Here is a 25477-nt window from a genome sequence, read left to right as displayed (position 1 = left end):
TCCCGTTCTGCCTCACCGTTCGCGGACGACGACGAACTCCGCGAGGTCCCGCAGGTACTCCATCGACTGGGACTCCGGGGCGTCGATGGTCGATAGCGACTCCAGGGCGGCGTCGGATTCGGCCCGCGCCCGCTCGTTTGCCTCCTCTGTCGTCAGCTCCGTCACTTCCACCAGCGACGGTCGTTCCATCTCCGCGTCGGTCCCGGCCGGCTTGCCCAGCGTTTCGGCGTCGGCAGTCGCATCAAGCACGTCGTCACGCATCTGGAAGGCCACGCCGACCCGTTCGGCGTACTGGCCGACCGCTTCGACCGTGTACGGGTCCGAGTCAGCCGCGATTGCTCCCAGCTCAGCCGCAGCGCGGAACAGCGCCCCGGTCTTTCGACGGGCCAACTCCATGTACTCTTTCTCGTTGGTGGGTTCTGCGACTAGCTCCATGGCCTCGCCCTCGCCGAGTTCGACCATCGACTCGGAGACGGTCTGCATGGCGCGTTCGTCTGTCGAAAAGAGATTGAACGCTTCGCCGAGCAGGCCGTCGGAAGCGATGATTGCCGGGCCGTGGCCGAAAGCCTCCCAAGCGGCCGGAGAACCCCGTCGAAGCTCTGACTCGTCGATAATGTCGTCGATGACCAGCGAGGCGTTGTGGACGAGTTCGATGCCGACCGCGAAATCGACGGCATCGGCTGGCTCTCCACCCAGCGCCTCACACACCAGCACTGTCACCGTCGGCCGCACCCGCTTTCCGCCGGAAAGCGCCACGTGACGCACTTCATCCGCGAGTTCGTCCGGCTCCACACTGTCGAGAACCGCCTCTAGGCGCTCCTCAACCCGGTCCCGCCGGCGCTCGAGATACTCCATTACCGCCCTCTTAGGACTACCATAAAAAGTACCTTGTCACCCGCGACTCGGTGCCTCGCGGCTACTGGAACTGTTCGGTGAGTGCTGGGACGACCTCGAACAGATCGTCCTGAATGCCGTAGTCGGCAATGTCGAAGATCGGCGCGTTCGGGTCGGTGTTGATGGCGACAATCGTATCCGACCCCTTCATCCCGGCGACGTGCTGGACGGCCCCGGAAATGCCGATGGCGATGTACACGTCCGGGGTAACGACTTTCCCGCTCTGACCGACCTGACGGTCTTTCTCCAGCCAACCGTTGTCGATGAGCGGCCGCGAACCCGACACCGTCGCGTCCAGTGCCTCGGCGAGGTCGTGGATAATATCCAGGTTCTCCTCTTCCTCAATCCCGCGGCCGACGGACACCAGCACGTCGGCGTCAGTAATGTCGATGTCGCCGCCGCCGACCTCTTCAAAGCCCTTCACGGTGGACTTGACGGCACTCTCATCGACTGTCGCGTCGAATGCCTCGATTGCGGCGTCACCGTCCGTTTCGATTGTCGGCCACTCGGCCGGGCGGATGGTCACGGCCGCCTGCTCGGCGTGCACGTCGATTGTCGTCTCGGTTTTCGAGCCGTATAGCTCTCTGGTCGCAGTGAGGCCGTCTTCAGCGTCGATGTCGACCACGTCGGTCACGAGCGGTCGGTCCAGTCGGTTGGCGACTGCCGGCGCGTAATCGAGGCCGTTGACGCTGTTCGGCATCAGGAGGACAGTCGGATCCAGCTCCGTGGCCAGCTGGGTGACGACCTGCGTGTACACGTCGTGGTTGAACTCCTCACCGATGTCGACGGTGTGGACAGTATCAACGCCCTCACGGTTCAGATCCGCTCCAAACGCCTCGACATCACCGCCGATGACGGCGGTGTGTAGCTCGCCACCGAGTTCGTCGGCGAGATCGCGACCGGCTGCTAGCTGTTCTATGCTCACCGGTCGGAGTTCCCCGCGCCGGTGTTCGGCGATAGCGAGGACCGACATTAGCTGGTCACCCCCTTCTCCGCAAGCAGTTCAGCCAACTCGGCCGCTGTCTCCTCGGGACTCCCTTCGAACACCGTCGCCTCGCCCTCGGTTTCCGGCTCGTACAGCGAGGTCTGTTCCAGCGGACTCTCGATCTCAGACGCGTCAAGTCCGACATCTGACAGGCCGTACTCCGCGAGTTCCTTGCTCTGAGCCTGCCGGATACCCCGAAGGCTCGCGTAGCGTGGGTCGTTGATCCCGGTCTGTATCGTCAGTACGGCGGGGATTTCGATGTCGGTGAGTTCCTCGACGCCGCCTTCCAGCTCCCGGTGAACGCTTGCAACACCGCCCTCCAGATCGAGGTCGAGGTCGTTGACGACAGCGCCCCATTCCATGCCGAGTTTATCGGCCAGCGTGACACCGGTCGCCCCGAATCCGTCGTCGGCGGACTGAACGCCGGTCAACACCAGATCGGGGTCTTCTTCGGCGGCGACAGCGGCCAGCACTTCGGCCTTCGTCTCGGGGTCCAGCAGGCCGGCGTCCTCGAGTGCGTCGTCCCAGACACGGATCGCGCGGTCGGCCCCTTTCGCCAGTGCCTGTCGGATCGTCTCGTCGGTTTCAGACGGGCCGATGGTGACAGTGACGACCTCGACATCGTCGTGGGCCTCCTTTATCTGGACGGCCTCTTCGACAGCGTACTCGTCCCACTCGTTGAGGTCAGCTGTGACGTATCGGTCGTCGATAGCGAGTCCGTCGATCTCGAACTCGTCGTCGACGGCTGCCACCTCCTTCACCGTGACAAGAATTTTCATATCGGCAGTCCGATCGGACAGCGAATAAACGTTTCCGAACCAGAAACCACGCCCGGCTTGTTTACGCTCGGGCAGTCTCCCGGCTCACTCGTCGAAGTCGGTGATATCCTCGTCCGGGAACGAAATGAGGTTCTCCCGACCGATCCGGAGCTTGTCGATCCGTCCTTCGTCGTCCATTGATGAGAGCAACTGGGACACCTTTGCGTTCGACCACCCGGTCTCGGAGACGATGCGCGCCTGTTTCATCCGACCGCCGTTCTCTTCGAGGAGCCGTTCGACGCGTTCCTCGTCGCTCAGCAGTTCGACATCGACATCATCCGAGGCCGTGGTGTCGCTCGTCGTGGCTGCCGTCCCGGTACTGTCGTCTCCGTCGTCGTCGGTCCCGGCTGCGATTGCTGGCAGCCCGTCAGTGTATCCCGTTTTGAACATGTACCCGACGGCACCAACGAGCAGCAACATCAGCACGACGCCGCCGATCCAGGCCGAGCCGATGCCACTGAAGATCGACTCTGGGGTTCCCGTCGGCGTCTCGGTCGTCGGTTGTTCGCCAGTGTACACGACGGACAGGTATCCCGGCTCGAACGTCCGTCGCCCCTCGAAAACCAGCTTTCCGTCGTCGACGGCGCTCGGAGCGCTCTCTACCCCGTACCCAGCCGGCGGCGAGATAACGAGTCGCTGGTCTGCAGTCAGCGTCCCGAACCACGTGCCGTCCGTTGAATTGAACGCGTCACCGACGACGATGTTCTCGCTGGTGACAACCGCGAAGTTTGTCCAAGTAAACTCGAGGATCAGTTGCCCTCTGCGGTCTGACACCTCGTACCGACGGTCGACGTCAGTGATCTCCATCTCACGGCCGGTGGCCGTACTGGCCTCGCCTTTTGCCTCCCGGAACGCTGGTAGCCACACTGCCTCGCCGTCGTCGCTAGCGAACTGCTCACCGGTATCTCTGAACGACTCAGTCTCGCTTTCATCGAGCGCGTAAGTGTCTGTTATCGTCCACTTGGCGTCGCCGTTCGATTGTATCTGGAGGGCAAACGTCGTGTTCTCCGCGACCGGTGCCGGCGTCCCGGTCGTCTGTTGTGCGGAGACAGTATCCGCTGTCGCCGCTGTCGCAAGCGGCGGGGTCGCCAACAGGGCAAGCAGGACAAGGAGGAGGAGGGCACCTGAAACCCGCGGGGTCATTCTCGTTCATCGATGAACGTTCTGGGGGCAAAACCCTTTCCATCCGAGAATAAAACGTCAGCGGGCGCTTTGAAAGGTCTCGTGTCCTCTCAGACGATTATTGAGATATGGAGAATGGGGAGATTTTTGTACGGCGGGTGAGTATTCATCGCTGATGCGTCCCCTCCCCGCAGTCGGTGTGATCCTCCTCATGGTTGTTTCCGTGGCTGCCCCGGTGACTGGGGCCGCCTCGCCAGCCCAGACCGCTGACGGCAGCGACCAGTTACCACAGATCACGGCCGTCGACAACACGACGAACCATCTCGCGATCCCAGCCAGTGATGTCAGGTCAACGACGTACAACCGGTCCTCAATCGATGTTGGCGTCGCGGTTGCAGCCGGGTCCAGTGACCTCCGAAGCGATTACGCAACGACGACGTTCGAACGACAGTTCTTCCAGCAGGACAGCGAGGCCGCTCGCGACCGTCTCGTCGACGAGACGCTGACCGATATCGAAAGCCAGCGCACGAGTCTCGAACGACGGAATCAGGCCGCAATCCAGCAATACGCAAGCGGCGTGATAACCGCTACAGAGTTCCTCCGACAGCGTGCACTGATCGACGCTGAGTCCCGTCAGCTGGCCACCCGACTCGACCGTATCCGGGCCACCGCCGGCACCGCACCGGACTACTCGCTCTCACCGGCTCAGCGCTTCCGTCTAGAAAACAGCAGAGGCGTCCTCAAGACGTACCGCGGCCCGATAAGTCAGCGTATCAGCCACGAAACCGCCGGGACGGTCGAGCCAAACGCGGTGTACGTTGAGGCATCCTCGGAGGGATATATGTTGTCTACAGTCGCGGACGGCCAGTACACGCGTGAGACGTATCTCGGACAGGACCGCGAACAGACGGCAGTTGACCAGTTCGCACAGACCAACGACTCTCTCGGTGCGGTTAACACGCGGGCAGAGACCCTCTATCCGTGGCTCTACAGTGAGCAGTACCCGTCCGTCCAGACATACGGTCGGAGTGCCATCTACCAGATTCAGGCTGATCACTCCAACGGACAACTGACTGCCTATCTCGACGGCGGGACGACGAATGTCTTCTACGAGACTCAGACCCTCGAACTCACGACGGTCGACCGGTCGGAAGTGGCGGCAGGCGTGAACCAGTCCGTTCGGGTTCGAGTCCAGCAGTCCTTCGAGTCCGGTCCGCTGCTCATCACAGCCACTGATAATAGCACGGGCTCTCCGACCGATGCGACCGTCAGCATAAACGGTAAGCGGATCGGCACGACCGGGACGGACGGCACTCTCTGGACGGTCGAGCCTCGTGGGGAGTACACGGTTACCGCCACCACACAGGACGGCGAACAGGTTCGAGTGCCTGTTAGTGGGTCGGCGTAACGGCGCGAGAAGGTCGAAATTCGCGATTATTCGGGGACTTCTGCGATTGTCGTAATCGCGCGCGGGCTGCCCGGTCGGGACTGCTGAATGTGATGTTCGAACTCCGCGAACCCGGCCTCAGTGAACATCCGGTCGGCCTCCTCCTCATCGTAAAACAGCATGATGGCATCGGCCATCTTCTGGAAGACTGTCGAGTTCGGGTAGTCGGGACCGACGATGAGAACCTTGCCGCCGGGTTTGGTCAGTCGGCGACACTCAGCGAGCGCGTCGACGGGGTTGGGCCAGTACTCGATGGACCCTGAGGACCACACCGCGTCGAAGCTGTTATCCTTGAACGGGAGTCGTTCGGCGTCACCGAGGTGGTAGCGTACGTCACCGAACTTGCCGAACTTCTCGAAGGCTTTCGAGAGCTGGTGGGGGCTCTGGTCGAGCCCGTACACCGTATCGACGTGTTCGAGCAGTCCCTCGGTGGCGAAGCCGGTGCCACAGCCGACATCGAGGACTCTATCGTCGGGCGCAAGGTCGAGCATTGCGATCGCCTCGTCGCGCATCCGTTCGTCCCAGATGAAGGGGTTGATCTGGTCGTACACCTTCGAGAGATACTTGTAGAACGTCCGCGCGCGGGCCTTGTTCTCGAGGACTCCCATTACTGCCAGCTTAGGACTTGGCGGTCATAATTCCCCGGATTTTGGCCGGTGTCTCACACGGAGAAACTTCGCAACTACCAAATAGCCGCTCTGGCAACGCTCACATGATTAGAGAATGCCACGGCCAGAAGTTCTTGACAGGATACAGGAGGCCGAGCAGGAGGCCGACGAGATCGTCGAAGAGGCCGAACAAGACCGCGAAGATCGCATCGCGGAGGCTCGCGAGGAGGCCGAGGAGATCCGCGAATCGGCGCGGGAAGAGGCCGACGCGGCCGCAGAGGACCGTCTTGAAGCGGCTCGCGAAGAGATCGAGGCCGAGCGCGAGCAGATCATCGAAGAAGGTGAGAACGCTCGCGACGACCTCGAACAGCAGGCCAGTGAACAGATCGACGAGGTAGTCGAATACGTCACAGACCTGTTCGAGGAGGCGGTGCATGCTCAGACCTGAGAAGATGTGCCGCGTCTCGGTGACGGGGTCGAAACGCACGATGGAGCAGACTATCGAGGCCGTCCACGACCTCGATATGCTCCACGTCACCGAGTATGACGGCTCCTGGGACGGATTCGAACCCGGGAACTCGATCGACGGAACCAACGAGGTCTCCGATAAGCTCGTCACGGTTCGCTCGCTCCAGTCAATCTTGGACGTCAGCGAGGAAGACGCCGGTCCGACCCGAGTTGTCACTGACGAGGCAATCGAGGAGCAACTCGACGAGGTTCGGACGGCAGTCAACGAACTCGACGACCGGCGCGACGACGTCCGTGATGAGCTCCGGGCCGTCGAAGACCGGATCAACACGATGGCCCCGTTCGTCACGCTCGGCATCGATCTCGACCTGCTCCGTGGCTACGACTCGCTATCAGTCGTCGTCGGCGAGGGCGACAGCGACGAGATCGAGACTGTCCTTGCAGCTAGCGACATCGAGACGTTCGAGCTGTTCACCGAGGACGGCGTCGTCGCCGTGTTCGCACAGGCCGACGAAGACGCCCTGCAGGACGCACTGGTCGGGGCGACGTTCTCCCGGCTCGAAGTCCCAGAGGGCGACGGCGACCCAACGTCATATCTCGAAGAGCTGGAACACGAGAAACAGCAGCTCGAATCGAAGCTCTCGACTGTCGAGGACGAACTCGATGAACTCCGCCTCGACCACGCTGGATTCCTGCTCGCGGCCGAGGAGAAACTGGCTATCGAGGCCCAGAAGGGCGAAGCGCCGCTCACTTTCGCGACGACGGAAAACGCCTTCATCGCCGAAGGTTGGATTCCGAACGAACGCTACGAGGAGTTCCAGCGGGCCCTCTCGAGTACTGTCGGCGACGCTGTCGACATCGACAGGATCGAAATCGCCGAGTACGATAGCGAAGGGCACGCGGAGTCCCACGAAGAAGTCCAACGCGAAGGCGGCAACGGCGGCGAACCGGTCGGCAGTTCCGTCGATGCCCCCGAGCCCGAAAGCGAGCGCCAACCGCAGGAAACCGTCGCTGACGGCGGCGTCATCACGATGGGCAGCGACGACCCACCGGTCATTCAGGACAACCCGAGCGGCGTGCGACCCTTCGAGGACCTCGTCGAGGTCGTCAACCGGCCGAAGTACGGCGAGTTCGACCCAACGGTCGCCTTCTTCCTGACGTTCCCGGCCTTCTTCGGGTTCATGATCGGTGACCTTGGCTACGGGCTCCTGTACCTTGCACTCGGATACGGGCTGTACTCGAAAGTCGACAGCGCCGTGCTGAAGAGCCTCGGTGGCGTCGGTATGTGGGCCGGCGGGTTCACCGCGCTGTTTGGCGTGCTGTACGGCGAAATCTTTGGGCTGCACACGATTTCGAACGTCGTGTGGCCGGCGCTTGGTTTCGAAGGCGCCCCGATTCATAAGGGGCTCCAGCCTCACTACGGTGAATATGCGACCGCATGGCTCACTGTGAGCCTCCTCGCCGGGATGGCCCACCTCGCAGTGGGATGGATATTCGACTTCGTCGAAAACCTGAACCACGGCCTCTGGGATGCGACCACCGAGAGTGGATCCTGGCTCCTGATGCTGTTTGGCCTCTGGGCGTGGGTATTCTCCGGCGCAAACGGTGCTGCACCCGACTTCCTCTATGGCTCGGAAGGCGTTTTCGCCGGTCATCCACTCCCTCTCGGATTTGCGGGCATGCCGGCGCTCAACCTGTTCACAATTCCGGGGCTCGGCGCACCATTTTCGGCGTGGCTGGTCCTCTTCTTGCTCGGGCTCGTCCTGCTTGCGCTTGCCGACCCTATCGAGGTTGTCGAGTTCCTCAACGTCCTTGTGAACGTGCTGTCGTACACGCGGTTGGCCGCAGTGCTGCTGGCGAAGGCGGGGATGGCCTTCGTGGTTAACCTGCTGTTCTTCGGTGTCTACGTAACCGGCCACGGAAGTGAGGCCGAGTGGCACTTCGGTGTCAGCCACTCGCCGTCCTACTATCTCGAACAGGGTACCTACCACGGTCATGAGGTCACAGAAGTCATGTTCGGCGGCCTCGTCCACTCCGGCATTGCTGCCGCACTGGTCGGTGTCCTTATTCTCGTTCTTGGCCACCTGCTTGTGCTGGTACTGGGAATCACCAGTGCTGGGCTGCAAGGTGTGCGCCTCGAGTACGTCGAGTTCTTCGGCAAGTTCTTCGAGGGCGGCGGCAAGCGCTACAATCCGTTCGGCTACGAGCGGAACTACACGACTGAAGACTGATTGCGCAACTCCGCTTTGTCGGACAGATTTCGGTTGTTTGCTGCCGGCTCCTTTCAGAGGACTAATAGATGGGGCTGAGACGGCATCACACCCGCCCCGATCTGAGGCGCTAAACCGTCCGAACGGCACGCTGACGAACCGTTTTGGGAAGCTTTATGAACTCCGTGGATTCACATACGCTTGTTCGGACACGAGCAATTCCAGAGACTACACATCCATGATAGAAACTATCGCACTTCTCGTCAATGTCGTACTGCAAGAAGGTGGAAACGTCGCCCCAGCTATCCCGAACAAAGCTGCTGCAGCACTCGCAGTTGGTCTCGCTGCACTCGGTTCTGGATACGCTGAACGTGGGATCGGGGCCGCTGCTGTCGGCGCTATCGCAGAAGACGAGAGTATGTTCGGTCGTGGGCTTATCCTGACAGTCCTGCCGGAAACGCTCGTCATTCTTGCGCTTGTCGTCGTCTTCGTGGTCCCCAACTAACTCAGCCTCTTTTCCAATAATGAGCCTTCAAACAGTCGTAGAGGACATCCGCGACGAGGCCCGCGCGCGTGCTCAGGAGATTAGCGACGAGGCCGACGAACGTGCCGAGGAGATTATTGCTGACGCCGAGGCCGACGCCGAGCAGATCCGAGAGGAACGCGAGGCAGAGGTCGAGCGGACCATCGAGCAGGAGCGAGAGCAGCGGCTCTCCTCCGCGAAGCTCGAGGCCAAACAGGCCCGACTCAACGCCCGGCGTGACATCCTCGAAGACGTTCACGGCGACGTCGAGGACGCGCTCGCGGCCCTCGAAGGGGACAGACGGGAGGAACTGACACGCGCACTGCTTGACGCCGCCGTCGAGGAGTTCGACGACAGCGACGAGCTGTCGGTGTACGGCCGTGCGTCTGACCAGTCGCTTCTCGAGGACGTACTCGATGACTACGACGACGCGACCTACGCCGGCGAGCGCGACTGTCTCGGCGGCGTCGTCGTCGAGAGCAGCGAGTCACGAGTCCGTGTGAACAACACGTTCGATTCCATCCTGGAGGACGTCTGGGAGGACAATCTGAAAGCAATCAGCAACCGCCTGTTCGAAGACCAATGAGTTCGCGAACGGGAACGAGCGGCCAGGGAAGCAACTACGAGTACGTCATCGCACGGGTTCGTGCCCGTAGCGCGGCGCTGTTCGACGATGACGACTACCGGAAGCTGGTCCGCATGGGGACGGGCGAGATCGCCCGCTTCATGGAGGAAACAGAGTACGAGACCGAGATGAACGCGCTCGGCTCCCGGTACGACGGCGTCGACCTCGTCGAGTACGCGCTGAACCGCAACCTCGCGAAACACTTCGACGACCTGCTTCGCTGGTCCGAGGGGGCGCTGTACGACTACATCGCCCGCTACCTGCGGAAGTTCGACGTGTGGAACGTCAAGACCGTCATCCGCGGGCTCTACTCGGATGCAGAGCGAACCGAGGTCGAGGACGACCTCATCCGGGCCGGCGAGTTCACCGACCGGCGCGTTGAGGACCTGCTGAACGCCGGCTCTATCGAGGAGGTTGTCGAGCAGCTCGACGACACTATCTTCGGTGACACGCTGGCCGAAGCGTTCGATGTGTACGAGGAAAGCGGCGTCCTCGTGCCACTGGAGAACGCGCTCGACCGCGCGTTCTACGAAACGCTGCTGTCGGGGCTGCCGGATAACCCCGAGGTCGACAGCCCGACCGGGCTGTACGTCGAGTTCCTCGAAACCGAGGTCGACTTCCGGAACCTCCGGAACGCGCTCCGGCTGGCCCACAGCGGTGCCGACATCGACCCCTCGGAGTACTTCATCGAGGGCGGCCAGCTGTTCGACGCCCAAGAGGTCGCACAGCTGTCGACGAACCTCGACCAGCTGGTCAGTGCTGTCCGCGAGAGCAAGTACGGCGAGGACCTCAACCAGGCGCTGTCGGCGCTTGAGGAGGCCGACAACCTCATCGACTTCGAGCGGGCACTGGATGCGGCGCTGCTCGAATACGCCGACCGGCTCTCGAACCGCTATCCGCTGTCGGTCTGTCCGGTGTTATCCTACGTCCTCGCCAAGGAACGCGAGGTCGACAACATCCGGGCCATCGCTCGCGGTCGTGAGGCCGGCCTCGGCCCCGACGAAGTCGAACAGGAGCTGGTGATACTATGAGCCAGGAGATTGCTGTCATCGGCAGCCCGGAGTTCACGACGGGCTTTCGGCTAGCTGGCGTCCGCAAGTTCGCGGACGTGCCTGCCGACGAGAAAGACGAGCAACTCGACGAGGCCGTCGAGGAGATGCTCAACGACGACGACGTCGGCATCGTCGTGATGCACGACGACGACCTGTCGCACCTCTCACGCGGTGTCAGGCAGGACGCGGAGACGAGTGTCGAGCCGGTGATGGTCACGCTCGGCGGCGGCACAGGCAGCGGCGGACTGCGTGAACAGATCAAGCGAGCCATCGGTATCGACCTGATGGACGAAGACTAACCATGAGTCAAGCAACAGACACAGACGTCCGCGAGGACGGCATTATCGAAAGCGTCTCGGGACCGGTCGTAACGGCTCGGGACCTCGACGCCCGGATGAACGACGTCGTTTACGTCGGCTCGGAAGGGCTGATGGGCGAGGTCATCGAGATCGAAGGAAACATCACCACGATTCAGGTGTACGAGGAGACCTCCGGCGTCTCCCCCGGCGAACCCGTCGAAGGGACGGGCTCGCCCCTCTCCGTGGACCTCGGGCCGGGCATGCTCGACGCCATCTACGATGGTGTCCAGCGCCCGCTCGACGTGCTCGAAGAGAAGATGGGGTCGGCGTTCCTCGACCGCGGTGTCGACGCGCCGGGTATTGACCTGGAGAAGACCTGGGAGTTCACCCCAGAAGTCGAGGAAGGCGACGAGGTCGAAGCCGGCGATATCGTCGGTACCGTCCCCGAGACGCCCAGTATCGATCACAAAGTGATGGTCCCGCCCGACTCTGAGGGTGGCGAGGTCGTCGCCATCGAATCGGGCAACTTCAACGTCGAAGAGACGGTCGTCGAACTGGACAGCGGCGAGGAAATCCAGATGCACCAGGAGTGGCCGGTGCGCCAGCAGCGACCGACCGTCGAGAAGGAAACCCCGACGGAACCGCTCATCTCCGGCCAGCGCGTGCTCGACGGCCTGTTCCCGATTGCGAAGGGCGGAACAGCCGCCATTCCCGGTCCGTTCGGGTCCGGGAAGACGGTCACGCAGCACCAGCTCGCCAAGTGGGCCGACGCGGACATCGTCGTCTACGTCGGCTGTGGCGAGCGTGGCAACGAGATGACTGAAGTGATCGAGGACTTCCCGGAGCTTGAGGACCCGACCACTGGCAACGCGCTGATGGACCGGACCTGCCTCATCGCCAATACGTCGAACATGCCCGTCGCGGCCCGCGAATCCTGCGTGTACACGGGGATCACCATCGCGGAGTACTTCCGTGACATGGGCTATGACGTGGCGCTGATGGCCGACTCCACCTCTCGGTGGGCCGAGGCCATGCGCGAAATCTCCTCGCGACTTGAGGAGATGCCGGGCGAAGAGGGGTACCCCGCGTACCTCTCCGCTCGCCTGAGCGAGTTCTACGAACGAGCCGGATACTTCGAGAACATCAACGGCACCGAAGGGTCCGTCTCGGTTATCGGGGCCGTCTCGCCGCCCGGCGGGGACTTCTCGGAGCCGGTCACCCAGAACACGCTGCGTATCGTCAAGACGTTCTGGGCGCTGGACGCGGATCTGGCCGAACGCCGGCACTTCCCGTCTATCAACTGGAACGAGTCCTATTCGCTGTATCGCGACCAGCTGGACCCGTGGTTCGAGGAGAACGTCCGGGACGACTGGCCGGAGACGCGCCAGTGGGCCATCGACACGCTGGATGAGGAGGCGGAACTGCAAGAGATTGTCCAGCTTGTCGGGAAGGACGCGCTGCCGGAAGACCAGCAGCTGACGCTGGAAATCGCCCGCTACCTGCGCGAGGCGTGGCTCCAGCAGAACGCCTTCCACGACGTCGACACCTTCTGTGAGCCCGAGAAGACCTACCGCATCATGGACGCCGCCAAGACGTACAACGATGCGGCCTTCGAGGCGCTGGATGCCGGTGTTCCCGTCGAGGAGATCACCGACATCGACGCCGCGCCGCGGCTCAACCGTATCGGTGTGCAGGAAGACTACAACGAGTACATCGACGACCTCGAAGACGACATCGAGTCTCAACTGCGGGAGCTGTACTAACAATGAAAGAGTATCAGACAATCACGGAGATCAGCGGACCGCTGGTGTTCGTCGAGACCGACGAACCGGTCGGCTACGACGACATCGTCGAAATCGAGCTCAGCGACGGCGAGACCCGCCGTGGTCAGGTGCTCGAATCCGCGAGCGACTACGTCGCCATTCAGGTGTTCGAGGGCACCGAAGGTATCGACCGCGATGCCTCCGTTCGCTTCCTCGGCGAGACGATGAAGATGCCCGTCACCGAGGACCTCCTCGGGCGGGTCATGGACGGGACCGGCCAGCCGATCGACGGCGGCCCGGAAATCGTCCCCGACGAACGCCGCGACATCGTGGGTGAGGCAATCAATCCGTTCTCTCGGGAGTATCCCGAGGAGTTCATCCAGACTGGCGTTTCGGCCATCGACGGCATGAACACGCTCGTCCGCGGCCAGAAACTGCCGATCTTCTCCGCCTCCGGCCTGCCACACAACGATCTGGCGCTCCAGATCGCGCGACAGGCGACGGTGCCGGAAGAGGAGGACGGCGAAGACGACGAGGGTTCGGAGTTCGCCGTCATCTTCGGCGCGATGGGTATCACGGCCGAGGAGGCAAACGAGTTCATGGACGACTTCGAGCGCACCGGTGCGCTGGAACGCTCCGTCGTCTTCATGAACCTCGCAGACGACCCGGCCGTCGAGCGGACGATTACGCCGCGGCTGGCGCTGACCACCGCCGAATACCTCGCCTTCGAGAAGGACTATCACGTTCTGGTCATCCTGACGGACATGACCAACTACTGCGAGGCGCTGCGTGAAATCGGTGCCGCGCGTGAGGAGGTCCCGGGCCGCCGTGGCTACCCCGGATACATGTACACCGACCTGGCCCAGCTCTACGAGCGTGCCGGTCGTATCGAGGGCCGCGAGGGCTCCGTGACCCAGCTCCCGATTCTGACGATGCCCGGCGACGACGACACGCACCCGATCCCGGACCTGACCGGATACATTACTGAGGGGCAGATCTACATCGACCGCGACCTCAACAGCCAGGGTATCCAGCCGCCGATCAACGTCCTGCCCAGCCTGTCGCGGCTGATGGACGACGGTATCGGTGAGGGGCTGACCCGCGCCGACCACGCCGACGTGAAAGACCAGATCTTCGCTGCCTACGCGGAAGGTGAAGACCTGCGCGACCTCGTGAACATCGTCGGTCGCGAGGCGCTGTCGGAACTGGACAACAAGTATCTGGACTTCGCCGACCGCTTCGAAGAGGAGTTCGTCGATCAGGGGACTGACACGGCCCGCAGCATCGACGAGACGCTCGAACTCGGCTGGGACCTGCTCTCGATGCTCCCGAAGGATGCGCTGAACCGCATCGACGAGGACCTCATCGAAGAGCACTACCGCGAGGACGAGACCGCCGAAACCGTCGAAGCCTGACGCGACGGCTTACTTTTTCCGGCCATCCCCGATCTATACCATATATTTTGGGTACGCGACTGTTGAGGAATGACCCCGTATACTAGAATGCACTATGCCAGCACCAGGGAGCGAAGGAATATGGTTGTGGTTAGGTACAGCGGGCATGTTCCTCGGCATGCTCTACTTCATCGCGCGCGGCTGGGGTGAAACCGACAGCCGGCGTCAAAAGTTCTACATCGCGACAATACTTATCACGGCAATCGCGTTCGTGAATTACCTCGCGATGGCGCTTGGATTCGGCCTGACGATCGTCGAGATTGCCGGAGAGCAACGCCCCATCTATTGGGCCCGATACAGCGACTGGTTGTTCACGACGCCACTGCTGTTGTATGACCTCGGGCTCCTTGCAGGGGCGGATCGGAACACTATCAGCTCCCTCGTCAGCCTCGACGTGCTGATGATCGGGACCGGTCTGGTCGCGACGCTGAGCGCAGGAAGCGGCGTGCTGTCTGCCGGCGCGGAACGGCTGGTCTGGTGGGGCATCAGTACCGCCTTCCTGCTGGTCCTGCTGTACTTCCTGTTCAGTTCGCTGTCCGGCCGGGTCGCAGACCTGCCAAGCGATACGCGTAGCACGTTCAAGACGTTGCGCAACCTCGTCACCGTCGTCTGGCTGGTCTATCCGGTCTGGTGGCTCGTTGGTACCGAGGGAATCGGCCTCGTCGGTATCGGGATCGAGACAGCCGGCTTCATGGTCATCGACCTCGTCGCGAAGGTCGGCTTCGGTATCATCCTGCTCCGGAGCCACGGCGTGCTCGACGGCGCGGCCGAGACGACCGGAACTGGCGCAACGCCTGCAGACGACTAACCGCTGTCGTTCGTCGACCTCGTTTTTTCGGTGTCAGTCCGGAAGCGGCAGCGCTCGGACCGAAATAACTGGAAACCGTTAACTGCCTACGTCGAAAAGAGGCCCGTAATGGCTAAGGACGTCAAACCCACGCGCAAGAATCTGATGCAGATCGAGGACCGCATCGAGCTGTCCGAGCGTGGGCACGACACGCTGGAGAAGAAGCGTGACGGCCTCATCATGGAGTTCATGGACATTCTGGACCAAGCGCAGGACGTCCGTGAAGACCTTGACGATTCCTACGAGCGGGCCCAGCGCGCGATCAATATGGCCCGGGCGATGGAGGGTGACGTGGCTGTCCGTGGGGCCGCTGCAGCGCTGAAAGAACACCCCGAACTGACGACCCAGTCCAAGAACATCATGGGCGTCGTCGTTCCACAGATCGAGTCCAGCAAGGTTCGAAAGTCACTGGACGAGCGCGGATACGGCGTCATGGGGACCTCGGCCCGCATCGACGAGGCCGCCGAGGCCTACGAGGAACTGCTCGAAAACATCATTCTCGCCGCCGAGGTCGAGACGGCGATGAAGAAGATGCTCGAAGAGATCGAGACGACGAAGCGCCGTGTCAACGCTCTCGAATTCAAACTCCTGCCCGACCTCTACGACAACCAGGAGTACATCGAGCAGAAGCTCGAAGAGCAGGAGCGCGAGGAGATCTTCCGCATGAAGAAGATCAAAGCCAAGAAGGAAGAAGAGGAGGACGAACTCGCTGCCGCGGAGGAAGCCGAAGAAGAGCCCGAAGCGGTCACTGCTGACGACTGAACAGGGGACCGTCCTGACCGGTATCGTTTTTGCTCTTTCCCGTCCGTGGTTGCGTATGTCCTGTCCCGACTGCGGTGGCGACCTCGTTTCGATTCCGATTCCGTCTGACCTCCAGCAATATCTCCCCGGAGACGCACCGGGGGCCAGCGTCTGCCGGACCTGTCTGGCACTGCACCCGGAGACGGAGCCGCCCGCTGATGTGCCCGACCTCACACGGCTCGACAGCGCAATCCCCACTGCCGATGGTGCAGCGATCCCGGTGGTGTTGCTCGTCGGATTGCTTGACTCGCTTGCGATGCACCGCGAAGAAATCACCGCGCTGCTAGAGCGAATCGAGCGCGAGGGTGTCGACCCGCTGCTGGTACTGGATCGGCTTGACGCTAGCTATGGCGAGGCGGCCCACGTCGACCTCGGCAATCGCCGTCGGCAACTCGAACAGTTGCTGTGAGTCGGCTGACTGTTTTCGAGGTGGGGTAGACGGCAGTAACACGAGTGTCTCGGTGGTGTTGACACCCCTCGTCGAAGACGCCCCAGAAACAGGAGAACGACTGGCTCGTTAGACGCCTGTCGAGTAGCGCAGCAGACCAGCGACGCCGCCGAAAGCGGTCAGCAGCTGTTCGCCTTTTTCGAAGTCAGTGGAGATGAACACCGTCTCCGTGCCCCGTTGGTCGGCCAGTTCCATCAGGTGGTCGATGGCGTCTTCGCGCTCGCCGTCCTCGGCGTCGACGGTGGCCCCACAGCGGGAGCACTCGTGGTCGTCAGTCCCGGCGTTGCTGTTGATGAGGTCGTATTCGTCGTGGCCGTTCTCGCAGGTGTAGGCGACCACGTCTTTCCGGAGGTCCTCGGAGATGAGCAGCTGTTCGACCGCGCCCATGTTGAGGTTCTGGCGGGTCTGGTCGAAGCCGTAGGTGGCCTTGTCACCGTTGTGGAGCTGCTTGAAGAAGTCCTCCATGAGCTCCTTGTCCCGGAGCATCTCGTGCTCGGCCAGCACCTCGTCGGCTGCGTCCACGAGGTCGTACAGGCCCGACTCGTCGGTGTAGGCCACGTCGAACTTCCCCAGCACCATGTCCTGTAGCTCGTGGTGGAGGTAGTCGCCGTCGAGGAATTCGTCTTTCGTCGGTGAGGGGCCGCCGACGAGGATGCCGTCCAGCTCGTGGCGGTCGGCGACGAACAGGTCGTTGGCCATCCCTGCGACCTCCTGATAGAAGTTGTCGATGGCTTCCAACCGGAGGCGGGCGAAACGCTGAGCGGACTGGCCACCTTTCCGCTGCTTACCGGGCACCAGCGAGGAGGCGGACTTGACGGGCTCGACGCGTTTGCCCTTCAGCCAGCCCACGTTGGCCTCGCGCCGGTCGAGTACGATGAGGCCGAACAGCCCTTTGTCTGCCAGCATGTGTTCCAGTGGCTCGGTGAGAAACTCCGAGTCACAGTGATAGCGGAACGACTCGATAGGGTCCGGCGGGGATTCGAGGGCCTTGGTCACCATGTCGGTCCGGCCGCCGCCGGTGTCGAACGCGCCCGAGAACAGCACTAGGCCGTTCTCCGGCGGCGTGTTGTCGTAGTATCGAAGCCGGTCTTTGATCGAGGTCAGTGCGTCTTGGACCGCAGTGCGGGTGTCCTTCGACTTGATGTTCGAGGCCTCGGAGTGCTCTTGGGTGACGTGGGCGACGACGTCGCTTATCTGCTTGTCCTCGGGGACGTAGATAGAGACCAGCTGGGTGCCCGAACCCTGGTACCCCTTGAGTTCCTCTATGACCTTCCGGAACTCGTATTTCTGCTTGTCAGATTGCTCCTGTTCCTGCTGCTCGCTCATTACTCTCTGTTGGCCGAGGTGGCGTAAGAACCTGTTGACAGCGAGGGGCGCGCGAAGTGCGGTCCTCAGATACGTAGCGGGGCGGAACGACCCGTGAGCAGCGAGAGCCCGACCGAAGCGAGGGGTCTCGAATGGGAACGGCGACCAACAGGAGCCGCGGAGGAAGGGAGCGAAGGCGTGCAAAGCGTGGCCTTCGGTGAGCGAGGCGGGACGACCTGCGTGGCCGTGGAACTGACTAGTCTGGGCGGGTCTCCCGGAGCGGTTCGACAATTGACAGTCGCATTTATATGACTGCCTGCATTGTACCCAAGCAATCAGACTATGGCGGGGTACGTGTGTACGATTGCGGGCGGCAAGGGCGGCGTCGGAAAGACGACGACCGCGGTAAATCTCGGAGCCGTCCTTCAGGAGATGGACTACGATGTGGCTGTCGTCGACGCGGATCTGGGGATGGCGAACCTCGGCTCGATGCTCTCCGTGGAGCCCGACAAGAGCCTCCACGAGATCCTGGCCGGCGAGGCGGCCGTGAGTGAGGCCCTGACCGATGCACCGGGTGGGCTCACGGTGATCCCGGGTGAACAGTCGCTCGAAGCGTTCGCGGACGCTGACCCCGCAAAGCTGCGGAAAGTCATCAAGACGCTGCGAAATGCCTACGATGTGGTGCTGATCGACACGGGGGCCGGACTGAGCCACGAAGTCGCCGTGCCGCTCGGACTGGCCGATGGAATCGTCCTCGTCACGACCCCTGACGACGTTGCGGTGGGTGATACGGTCAAAACGGCCCAGCTAGCGAACCGGATCGACGGGACCGTCCTCGGCGCTATCATCAACCGTGCGACCCGCCACACCGATGTCGCGTCCATCGCCGAGCAGATGGAGTTCCCGCTGCTCGCGGTCATCCCGGACGACCCGCAAGCGACGACCGAGGAACCGCTCGTGCTCAACGCCCCCGAGAGCACGGCTGCAGACGCCTACCAGCGGCTGACCGAGGCGCTTGAGGGTGTGTTCTTCCGTGGCGAGAGCCCCGAGGGGGATATCGAGACGATACTCGACGACGAGTGGTTCCTTGACGACACCGACGACCGCTCAGATGTCGACGACGACGAGGACTCGGGCGGCGTGTTTGGCCTGTTTAATTGACGGGTCTGCACCTGCTTGCTGTTCCGGTCGTAGCCCGCTGTCCAGACCGCGTTTCACTGCTTTTCGGCTTCCGGAAGCGGCGGCCACAGCGTTGCGACCGTTTCCTGGATGAGCTGTGTCTGTGCTCGGCGCAGTCGCTCAGAGAGCGATGATGCAGAGATGTCCAGTTCCTTCGCCACGGCGTCTAGTGATGCACGTCGCGGGATTTCGAAATACCCCATTTCGTACGCCGTCCGTAGCGCCTCCAGTTGTCGGTCAGTGAGCCCGTTACCGGGCGGCTTCGGCTCCGCATCCCGGGTCAGTCGCTCTAGTCCGAAGTCCGCGTTCCGTTGCCAGAAGGATGAAAACTCCGTGAACGCCGCCCGGTCAGCGAACCAACCCATTTGCTCCCACCCGTCCGCGGTCACGGTTATCCGTTCAATGATTGCGTCTGCCGTGGCCAGTGCTTCGAGTCCGCTCAAGTCGTCAATCTGGCCGCCGAGTTGCTCCTCGAAACTCAGCGCCGGCACTGCCTGATACCGTCTGGTGTCGCCTGCCGTCCCGATTCGCGTCCACTCCTGCACGTCGTAGGCGTCGGTGAGTGCCCGCTCGACAGCTTGCTCGGAGCTACCCGTCACCGTGGCAAGAAACAGTGGACGACGGCCGTGGTTGTACTGAAGGGAGCAGACAATCGACGCGTCGGGGACCGCGTTCGCGACCGACACGAGCGGCAACGCATCGCAGTATATCTGAAACTCTGCAACGAGTCCCATAGGAACTCCCTCTAGGCCGACGCTGAAGCGCCTGTCGGAACAGTGCGTCTACCCCTGCCGACCCAGCCCTTTTAAACGGCCGAAGCACTGAGAGAACGGCTTAGCCCGACTGCGCTCGACCGTACTACTGTATGCAGCCAGCACAATCAACAGACGAGATTGATGTCGAATTCGAGCGCTACGGCGACGGCCAGCCACTCATTCTCTTACACGGTGGGATGGCACCCACGGAGTACTGGAGGCCGGTCCTCCCACAGTTCGAAGAATACGGTGGTGTCGTCCCCCAGCGACCGGGGTTCGGGACCTGCCTCGACTCCCCCTCGGAAACGAGCGCCGACGAGGTACTGGCCCGCGAGGTCAGATACGTCCGGGCGCTTATCGACGCTGTCGACGGCGACCCGATCTTGTTCGGCCACTCCTACGGCGCGCTCACCGCTATCGAGGCCGCGACCGAAACGGCGGTCGATGCGGTCGTCGCGTACGAACCGGCAGTACTTCCCGACGCGTACCGGGCTGAGGCTGACCTCGCCGACCGGATGGCGTCGCTCGTACGTGATGGGAAGCGGGAGGAGGCGGTGAAACGCTACATCGAACAGGTGCTTCACCCAAGCGGTATCGACAACCTCGACGCCTGGCTAGCGGACTGGCCGGTCTGGCCCGACTGTGTGGGCCTCGCCGAGGAGGTCGTCCGGATGAACCGCTCCGTCGAACAGTACCGGCTCCCGGACCGACTCGATGTCGACGCGCCCACTCTCGTTCTGTCCGGCACCGATGGGCCGGATTTCCTTCGACAGAGTGCTCGGGACGTTCACGACGCACTGCCACGGAGTCGATTCGTCGAGTTCAATGGTGTCAGCCACAGCGGCCCGGCTGCGGCACCTGCACTAATCGAACCGGAAGTCACCGCGTTCCTGCAGAAGTAGGCCAGCTCGACGGACTTGTGTCGGCAATCGCGTCCGTCACACCGGATACCCGGCGCAGACCGCTCCTACATTGAGGTCGGTGCTTCGACGCCCAGCGCGTCGAGCGCGTTCGCAATCGTGGTCCGGGTCCCGTCGACGAGCGCCAGCCGCGCGGCGCGGGTCTCGGGGTCGGCGTCGAGAACCGGGCACTCCCGGTAGAAGGCGTTGAACGTCTCGGCGAGGTCGCGGGTGTAGGTAGCGACGGTGTGTGGCGTCAGGTCGTCGGCGGCCGCCTCGATGACGGCGGGGAACCGGGCCAGTTCGCGAAGCAGATCGCGTTCTTCCGGTTCGGCGAGCGGGCTGAAGTCCGGCTGGTCGGGCACATCGCCCTCCACGTCGCCCAGAATGCCACAGCAGCGCGCGTGGACGTACTGGACGTACGGCGCGGACTGGGCCTCGAAGTCGAGTGCGCGGTCCCACTCGAAGGTGATGCCCTTCGTCGGCTGTTTCGAGACGATGTCGTAGCGCACCGCGCCAATGCCGACTTGGCGGGCGATGCGGTCGATGTCGTCCTCGTCGAGGTCGCCGCGGGTCCGGTCGTCGAGTCTGGACTCGACCTCCTCGCGCGCGCGGTCAATAGCCTCATCTAGCAGATCATCGAGGTCGATACCGGTCCCCTCGCGTGTACTCATCCCACCTTCGGGGAGATTCACCCAGGAGTAAAACACCTGCCGGAGCTGGTCGGTGTCGTTGCCCAGCAGGCCGAGAGCGGCGTCGAGCTGGTCGGCCTGTAGCTTGTGGTCCTCACCAAGCACCGTCACGGCGCGGTCGTAGTTCTCGAACTTCCACTCGTGGTGGGCCAGGTCGCGGGTGGTGTACAGCGACGTGCCGTCCGAGCGAAGGAACACGAGGTTCTTCTCGAAGTCGGGCAGGTCCAACTGCCAGGCGTCCTCCTCGTAGACGGCGCAGTCGAGCGCTTTCAGTCGGTCGACCAGATCGTCCGTGTCGCCGTTGCGCATGAACCGCGTTTCCTTGACGAACTCGTCGAACTCCGCCGGGAGGCGACCGAGTGTGTTCTGCATCCCGCCTAACACAGTGTCGACGACCTCGGCGACCCGCTCGTAGGTTTCCTCGTCGCCGTCTTCGAGGCCCTGCAAAATTGACTGTATCTCGGTCTCTGCTTCCTCGACTTCTTCGGGGTCCCCGTCTTCGAGAACGGTGTTGCCCTTTCGGTAGTACCGGACCATCTCGTACTCTGGGGAGTCTCGCTGGGGTTCGGGCAGGTCGTCCTCCCCGAAGGTCTCGTAGGCCCAGGTGAACACCGCAATCTGGCGACCCGCATCGTTGACGTAGTAGTGGCGGTCGACGTCGTAGCCGGCGTAGTCCAGCACGCGGGCGACGGCGTCACCGATGATGGGGTTGCGCGCTCGCCCGACGTGGACCGGGCCGGTCGGGTTCGCGGAGGTGTGTTCGACGACGACGCTGGTGTCGCGGTCGGGGAGCCGGCCGAACTCGCTCTCCGTGACCGACTGCAGGGTCTCGGCGAAGTACGCTTCGCTCGGGAGGAAATTGACATACGGCCCCTGTGTCGTCACGTCGCTGACGTAGGTGAGGTCGTCGGCGTCGATTGCGTCGGCGATATCGCCGGCGACGTTCGGCGGCGCGGTACCGACCTCGCCGGCCAGCCGGAAGGCGACGCTGGACGCTAACACGGCGTCGACGTCCTCCGGTGGCTCCTCGATACCGAGGTCCTCGGCCGGCAGGTCGAGGGTTGTGAGTGCGTCGGCGAGGGCGTCCTCGACCTCCGCACGGAGCTGCAGGAACATACGCCCGGCTTTCGCGGCGGGGAGTAAATGGGTAACGAAACCCCGACCGTCACAGACGGCCTGTGAGACGCTCCATTCACAGCAACCACAATAGTCTGGCAGTCGTCGGGAGAAACAGAGACGACGGTTCGCCTCAGGTCAGGAGCCTCGGGCCAAACACCATCAACAGGAGGCCGCTGATCATCGACACTGTGATTGCGATCGAGACAGCCGTCGTCACCCGCCGCCCGTCCGAGACCGGCAGCCGCGAGACGAACGATTCAGTCGACGCCCGAAGAATGTGGCCGCCGTCGAGCGGGAACGTCGGGATGAGGTTGAACTGCCCGATGACGAGGTTGATCCAGCCGGTCCAGAAGAGGACGTTTGCGAGCAGGAACACCGGCGTCGACCCGAGCGCCCCGAGCGGGCCCTGAACGGTGTAGAAGTTCGTTGCGATTCCGGTGAAGCCGGCGAAATTATAGCCAAAGCCGCCAGCAACGCCGATGAACGGAAGCAAGAGCGTGCTGAAGATCCGCTGGGCGAACGAGAACTCGGAGACCGATGTCGGTGTGTCAGGCGAGCCACCGATGAATTCAAGAAACGCCGCCGCGGGGTAGGCGTCGATGCCGAAGTCACTGACCTGGATGCCGCTGATGCCCTGTTGAATGCCGACACCGATGATACCGTTGTCGACCTGTTCGCTCTCGGCCATCGTTAGCTCGTAGGTTTCCCGCGAGCCGTCGACGTAGCCGGTGACTGTCACTCTGTCACCGGGTTCTCCCCCTTCAAGAGCCTGCATCAGTGCGGCCCCGCTGTGTGTGCGCTCCCCGTTGACCGCGGTGATAATCATCCCTTCGCCGCTTGGCGCTCCTTCCCCGGCGAGCGGGCCGTCTTCGGCGACCAGCACGTACGCGCCGAGTGGGGTCGTGACCGTCTCCCCGGACTCAGTTTCGAGCGTCGCGACGGAATGGGTTCGGGCCGCCTGCTCGAACTCACTGCGGGTCGCCACTGCGGTCCCGTTGACCGCGACAATCGTCTCACCAGTTCCGAGTGGCGCGCTCTGGAGGGCCGCAGAGACAACGACGGACCGCTCGACGGTGACGGGGGTGGCATCCTTGCGAGCCACTTCGACAGCCTGTGCGTCGCTTTCTCCGAGTACCGATTCGAGTTCCTGCTGGGTCTCGACAGGCTGGCCGTCGACTGCCGTGATGACGTCACCCGACTCGATGCCCGCATCGGCGGCGGGGGTTCCGCTGATTGGGCTCCCGACCGGAACGCCATCGACGACGGAGATAGCACCGGCAACTGGTCCGAAAAGCAGCAGGAGCGTGATGATAGCGAGTGCGAAGTTGTTGGTCACGCCGGCCGTGTACATCCGGGTTTGTGAGCCGCGGTCGGTACGGAGGAGTTCGTCTTCGTCGGGTTCGACGAACGCCCCGATCGGAATAATCGCCAGCAGGGCAAGCCCCATCGACTCGATGTCAATGTCCTCGACGCGACAGAACAGCCCGTGACCGCCCTCGTGGACGACGAGGCCGAGCAATAGCCCGAGGACGATTTCCGGTGCGACCGACAGCGGGAGGAAGTCGTTCACGCCGGGAATCGCCAGCGCGTTCCGTGGTTCGTTCAGTGCCGAGGGCTGTGGGTTGACGAGCGCCTGGTAGGCTCCGAGCGCAACGAGGAGAAACGAGCCGACCATCACGACGAGGCCGAACCCGACGCCGAGGTTCCCCCAGGCGCGCCAGAACCGCTTTGGCCGCGCGAGCCAGTCGAGAACTGCCTTGCCCTTCTGCGTGTGGATCGTCGTAATCGGGCCGCTAAATCGGATATACTCGGGAACAACGCCGCGAGTCCGTAGCGCCATCGCGAGGAGGGTGTAGGCGACAAGGCCCGCGAGGACCCACGTCAACGTACTCACCATTTATCAGAAGATAGGTTTAGCCAAGCAAGAGGGTTTGGTTTGGGACACACTGCTGGCACAGCGCAGCCAACGGTGAAGTGACCCCGCCGCAAACGACCACACAATGTACGACCACATTCTCATTCCCGTCGATGGGAGCGACGAATCCGTCGCCGCCGCCCGGCGTGGCCTCGAACTGGCGATGGACTTTGACGCGACTGCCGAGGCGGTGTATGTCCTCAACCAACGAGCACGCAGGCTCACGCGAACTGACCCCGAGAGCGCCCGTCTCCGGGAACACGGCGAGTCGGTCCTCGCGGAGATCGAGTCACTCGCAGCCGATATCGGCCAGTCGGTCACGACAGAGCTGCTGGAGGGGAAACCGAGCGTGCAGATAGACACGCGCGCTCGTGACACTGATGCCGGACTCATCGTTCTTGGCCGACAGGGGATGACCGGTCTCGGGAAGCGACTTCTCGGTGGCGTCACTGAACAGGTCTTACACCGGTCCGCGGTGCCTGTCCTCGTCGTTTCAGACGGGACACAGCCGGACGATTTCGAGTACTCTCGGCTACTCCTCCCGACCGATGGCAGCGAGAACGCTAAGACGGCGACGGAACACGCTACGGAGGTTGCGGGCCGATACGACGCGATGGTCCACGTCCTCAACGTCGTTGATATTCAGGCCGCCGGCGGCGCGTTCAACGCCGGCGGGCTGGACCAGACGTTCCTTGAACGACTGGACGAGAACGGACGTGACGCCGTTGCAGCGACCGCCGACGAAATCGGACAGATTGCCCCGGATGTGTCGGTTGCAACCGCGGTGGAACGAACCGACTCCCTCGACGGCGTCGCCGCCGGCATCCGTGAGTACGTCTCGGCCCGAGATATCGACCTCGTCGTGATGGCATCACACGGCCGCTCGAACCTGAAACGCCAGTTGCTCGGAAGCGTCACATCGCAACTCGTCAGAACTGCCGATGTCCCCGTGCTGGTGACGCCCCGTTCGACCTGAGCAGGTGGACGAACCACCTGTTCTATGTACCGTGGGAACGTACCGCAAACCGGTGCCGGAACATGCCAGAAACATGCGGGATCTGTGGCGAGACGGTCCCCTTCGACGCGACCGTCCACGCAATGATTCACACGCATAGCGAGGCCGGCGTCATCGACGCGTACGTCTGTGAGGACTGTTACGACGAACGGCTCGGGCCGATGTTCGACCGGGCAGATACGCAGCAACAGTCGCCCTGAACGCGCCGTTTCGCAGCCCGGTAAGACTTGCTTA

General features: G+C 62.7%; 25 protein-coding genes. 16 read left to right on the top strand and 9 right to left on the bottom strand.

Features of this window, described 5'->3' with window-relative positions; all coding sequences use genetic code 11:
- Window positions 1-12: 12 nt before the first annotated feature.
- From AMS69_RS02315 to AMS69_RS02300, 4 genes are all read right to left on the bottom strand, one after another.
- Window positions 13-855, bottom strand: coding sequence for a polyprenyl synthetase family protein (locus AMS69_RS02315; RefSeq protein WP_053966484.1), 843 nt, complete (start codon window positions 853-855; stop codon window positions 13-15).
- A gap of 61 nt (window positions 856-916) precedes the next feature.
- Window positions 917-1867, bottom strand: coding sequence for an electron transfer flavoprotein subunit alpha/FixB family protein (locus tag AMS69_RS02310; RefSeq protein ID WP_053966483.1), 951 nt, complete (start codon window positions 1865-1867; stop codon window positions 917-919).
- Window positions 1867-2658 carry an electron transfer flavoprotein subunit beta/FixA family protein gene (locus AMS69_RS02305; RefSeq protein WP_053966482.1) on the bottom strand — a complete coding sequence of 264 codons (792 nt, stop codon included), beginning with the start codon at window positions 2656-2658 and terminating at the stop codon, window positions 1867-1869. The genes AMS69_RS02310 and AMS69_RS02305 overlap by 1 nt, the downstream gene beginning before the upstream one ends.
- A gap of 84 nt (window positions 2659-2742) precedes the next feature.
- Window positions 2743-3840 carry a helix-turn-helix transcriptional regulator gene (locus AMS69_RS02300; protein WP_053966481.1) on the bottom strand — a complete coding sequence of 366 codons (1098 nt, stop codon included), beginning with the start codon at window positions 3838-3840 and terminating at the stop codon, window positions 2743-2745.
- Window positions 3841-3994: 154 nt separating this feature from the next.
- Between AMS69_RS02300 and AMS69_RS02295 the strand changes: the two genes are divergently transcribed.
- Window positions 3995-5227, top strand: a complete 1233-nt coding sequence (locus AMS69_RS02295; protein WP_053966480.1) for a DUF7096 domain-containing protein — start codon at window positions 3995-3997, stop codon at window positions 5225-5227.
- A 26-nt stretch (window positions 5228-5253) separates the two neighbouring features.
- Here the strand turns inward: AMS69_RS02295 and AMS69_RS02290 are convergent, their stop codons facing one another.
- Window positions 5254-5874: a methyltransferase domain-containing protein gene (locus AMS69_RS02290; RefSeq protein WP_053966479.1), complete on the bottom strand. Its 621-nt coding sequence runs from the start codon at window positions 5872-5874 to the stop codon at window positions 5254-5256.
- A gap of 115 nt (window positions 5875-5989) precedes the next feature.
- Between AMS69_RS02290 and ahaH the strand changes: the two genes are divergently transcribed.
- The 11 genes from ahaH to AMS69_RS02235 all read left to right on the top strand — a co-directional run bounded on the left by ahaH (window position 5990) and on the right by AMS69_RS02235 (window position 16325).
- Window positions 5990-6322 carry an ATP synthase archaeal subunit H gene (gene ahaH, locus AMS69_RS02285; RefSeq protein WP_053966478.1) on the top strand — a complete coding sequence of 111 codons (333 nt, stop codon included), beginning with the start codon at window positions 5990-5992 and terminating at the stop codon, window positions 6320-6322.
- A complete protein-coding gene (locus tag AMS69_RS02280; protein WP_053966477.1) occupies window positions 6309-8573 on the top strand; it encodes a V-type ATP synthase subunit I in 2265 nt (754 codons plus the stop codon). The genes ahaH and AMS69_RS02280 overlap by 14 nt, the downstream gene beginning before the upstream one ends.
- Window positions 8574-8790: 217 nt before the next feature.
- Complete coding sequence (locus tag AMS69_RS02275) at window positions 8791-9057, top strand: ATP synthase subunit K (RefSeq protein WP_053966476.1); 267 nt, start codon at window positions 8791-8793, stop codon at window positions 9055-9057.
- Between the two features lie 19 nt (window positions 9058-9076).
- Complete coding sequence (locus AMS69_RS02270; protein ID WP_053966475.1) at window positions 9077-9661, top strand: V-type ATP synthase subunit E; 585 nt, start codon at window positions 9077-9079, stop codon at window positions 9659-9661.
- On the top strand, window positions 9658-10731 hold the full coding sequence (locus AMS69_RS02265) for a V-type ATP synthase subunit C (RefSeq protein WP_053966474.1): 1074 nt from the start codon (window positions 9658-9660) through the stop codon (window positions 10729-10731). The genes AMS69_RS02270 and AMS69_RS02265 overlap by 4 nt, the downstream gene beginning before the upstream one ends.
- Complete coding sequence (locus AMS69_RS02260; RefSeq protein WP_053966473.1) at window positions 10728-11051, top strand: V-type ATP synthase subunit F; 324 nt, start codon at window positions 10728-10730, stop codon at window positions 11049-11051. The genes AMS69_RS02265 and AMS69_RS02260 overlap by 4 nt, the downstream gene beginning before the upstream one ends.
- 2 nt (window positions 11052-11053) lie before the next feature.
- Complete coding sequence (locus AMS69_RS02255; RefSeq protein ID WP_053966472.1) at window positions 11054-12814, top strand: ATP synthase subunit A; 1761 nt, start codon at window positions 11054-11056, stop codon at window positions 12812-12814.
- A gap of 2 nt (window positions 12815-12816) precedes the next feature.
- Complete coding sequence (locus tag AMS69_RS02250) at window positions 12817-14229, top strand: ATP synthase subunit B (RefSeq protein WP_007189221.1); 1413 nt, start codon at window positions 12817-12819, stop codon at window positions 14227-14229.
- 94 nt (window positions 14230-14323) lie between these two features.
- Window positions 14324-15076 (top strand): cruxrhodopsin Cop3, encoded by a 753-nt coding sequence (cop3, locus tag AMS69_RS02245; protein ID WP_077067746.1) that lies wholly within the window; start codon window positions 14324-14326, stop codon window positions 15074-15076.
- Between the two features lie 108 nt (window positions 15077-15184).
- Complete coding sequence (locus AMS69_RS02240) at window positions 15185-15877, top strand: V-type ATP synthase subunit D (protein ID WP_053966470.1); 693 nt, start codon at window positions 15185-15187, stop codon at window positions 15875-15877.
- 55 nt (window positions 15878-15932) lie between these two features.
- Complete coding sequence (locus AMS69_RS02235) at window positions 15933-16325, top strand: DUF6276 family protein (RefSeq protein ID WP_053966469.1); 393 nt, start codon at window positions 15933-15935, stop codon at window positions 16323-16325.
- Between the two features lie 108 nt (window positions 16326-16433).
- On the opposite strand, the gene prf1 is transcribed toward AMS69_RS02235, so the two are convergent.
- A complete protein-coding gene (gene prf1, locus AMS69_RS02230; RefSeq protein ID WP_053966468.1) occupies window positions 16434-17690 on the bottom strand; it encodes a peptide chain release factor aRF-1 in 1257 nt (418 codons plus the stop codon).
- A gap of 321 nt (window positions 17691-18011) precedes the next feature.
- On the opposite strand from prf1, the gene AMS69_RS02225 reads away from it, so the two are divergent.
- Window positions 18012-18830 carry a MinD/ParA family ATP-binding protein gene (locus tag AMS69_RS02225; RefSeq protein WP_053966467.1) on the top strand — a complete coding sequence of 273 codons (819 nt, stop codon included), beginning with the start codon at window positions 18012-18014 and terminating at the stop codon, window positions 18828-18830.
- A gap of 53 nt (window positions 18831-18883) precedes the next feature.
- Here AMS69_RS02225 and AMS69_RS02220 read toward each other — a convergent pair whose 3' ends face one another.
- Entirely contained in the window at window positions 18884-19582 is a 699-nt protein-coding gene (locus AMS69_RS02220; protein WP_053966466.1) for a helix-turn-helix domain-containing protein, read from the bottom strand.
- Between the two features lie 131 nt (window positions 19583-19713).
- On the opposite strand from AMS69_RS02220, the gene AMS69_RS02215 reads away from it, so the two are divergent.
- Entirely contained in the window at window positions 19714-20505 is a 792-nt protein-coding gene (locus AMS69_RS02215; protein ID WP_053966465.1) for an alpha/beta fold hydrolase, read from the top strand.
- Between the two features lie 65 nt (window positions 20506-20570).
- On the opposite strand, the gene argS is transcribed toward AMS69_RS02215, so the two are convergent.
- Window positions 20571-22310 (bottom strand): arginine--tRNA ligase, encoded by a 1740-nt coding sequence (gene argS / locus AMS69_RS02210; RefSeq protein ID WP_053966464.1) that lies wholly within the window; start codon window positions 22308-22310, stop codon window positions 20571-20573.
- A 133-nt stretch (window positions 22311-22443) separates the two neighbouring features.
- Window positions 22444-24210, bottom strand: a complete 1767-nt coding sequence (locus tag AMS69_RS02205; protein ID WP_053966463.1) for a site-2 protease family protein — start codon at window positions 24208-24210, stop codon at window positions 22444-22446.
- Between the two features lie 103 nt (window positions 24211-24313).
- Between AMS69_RS02205 and AMS69_RS02200 the strand changes: the two genes are divergently transcribed.
- Entirely contained in the window at window positions 24314-25204 is an 891-nt protein-coding gene (locus AMS69_RS02200) for a universal stress protein (protein ID WP_053966462.1), read from the top strand.
- Window positions 25205-25266: 62 nt separating this feature from the next.
- Window positions 25267-25443, top strand: a complete 177-nt coding sequence (locus tag AMS69_RS20460; RefSeq protein ID WP_170084012.1) for a hypothetical protein — start codon at window positions 25267-25269, stop codon at window positions 25441-25443.
- Window positions 25444-25477: the final 34 nt, after the last annotated feature.

It is taken from the genome of Haloarcula rubripromontorii, from assembly GCF_001280425.1.
Taxonomy (GTDB): Archaea; Halobacteriota; Halobacteria; order Halobacteriales; family Haloarculaceae; genus Haloarcula; species Haloarcula rubripromontorii.
The sequence above is the reverse complement of the archived record's forward strand: the minus strand, read 5'-3'. Positions and strand labels throughout refer to the sequence as shown.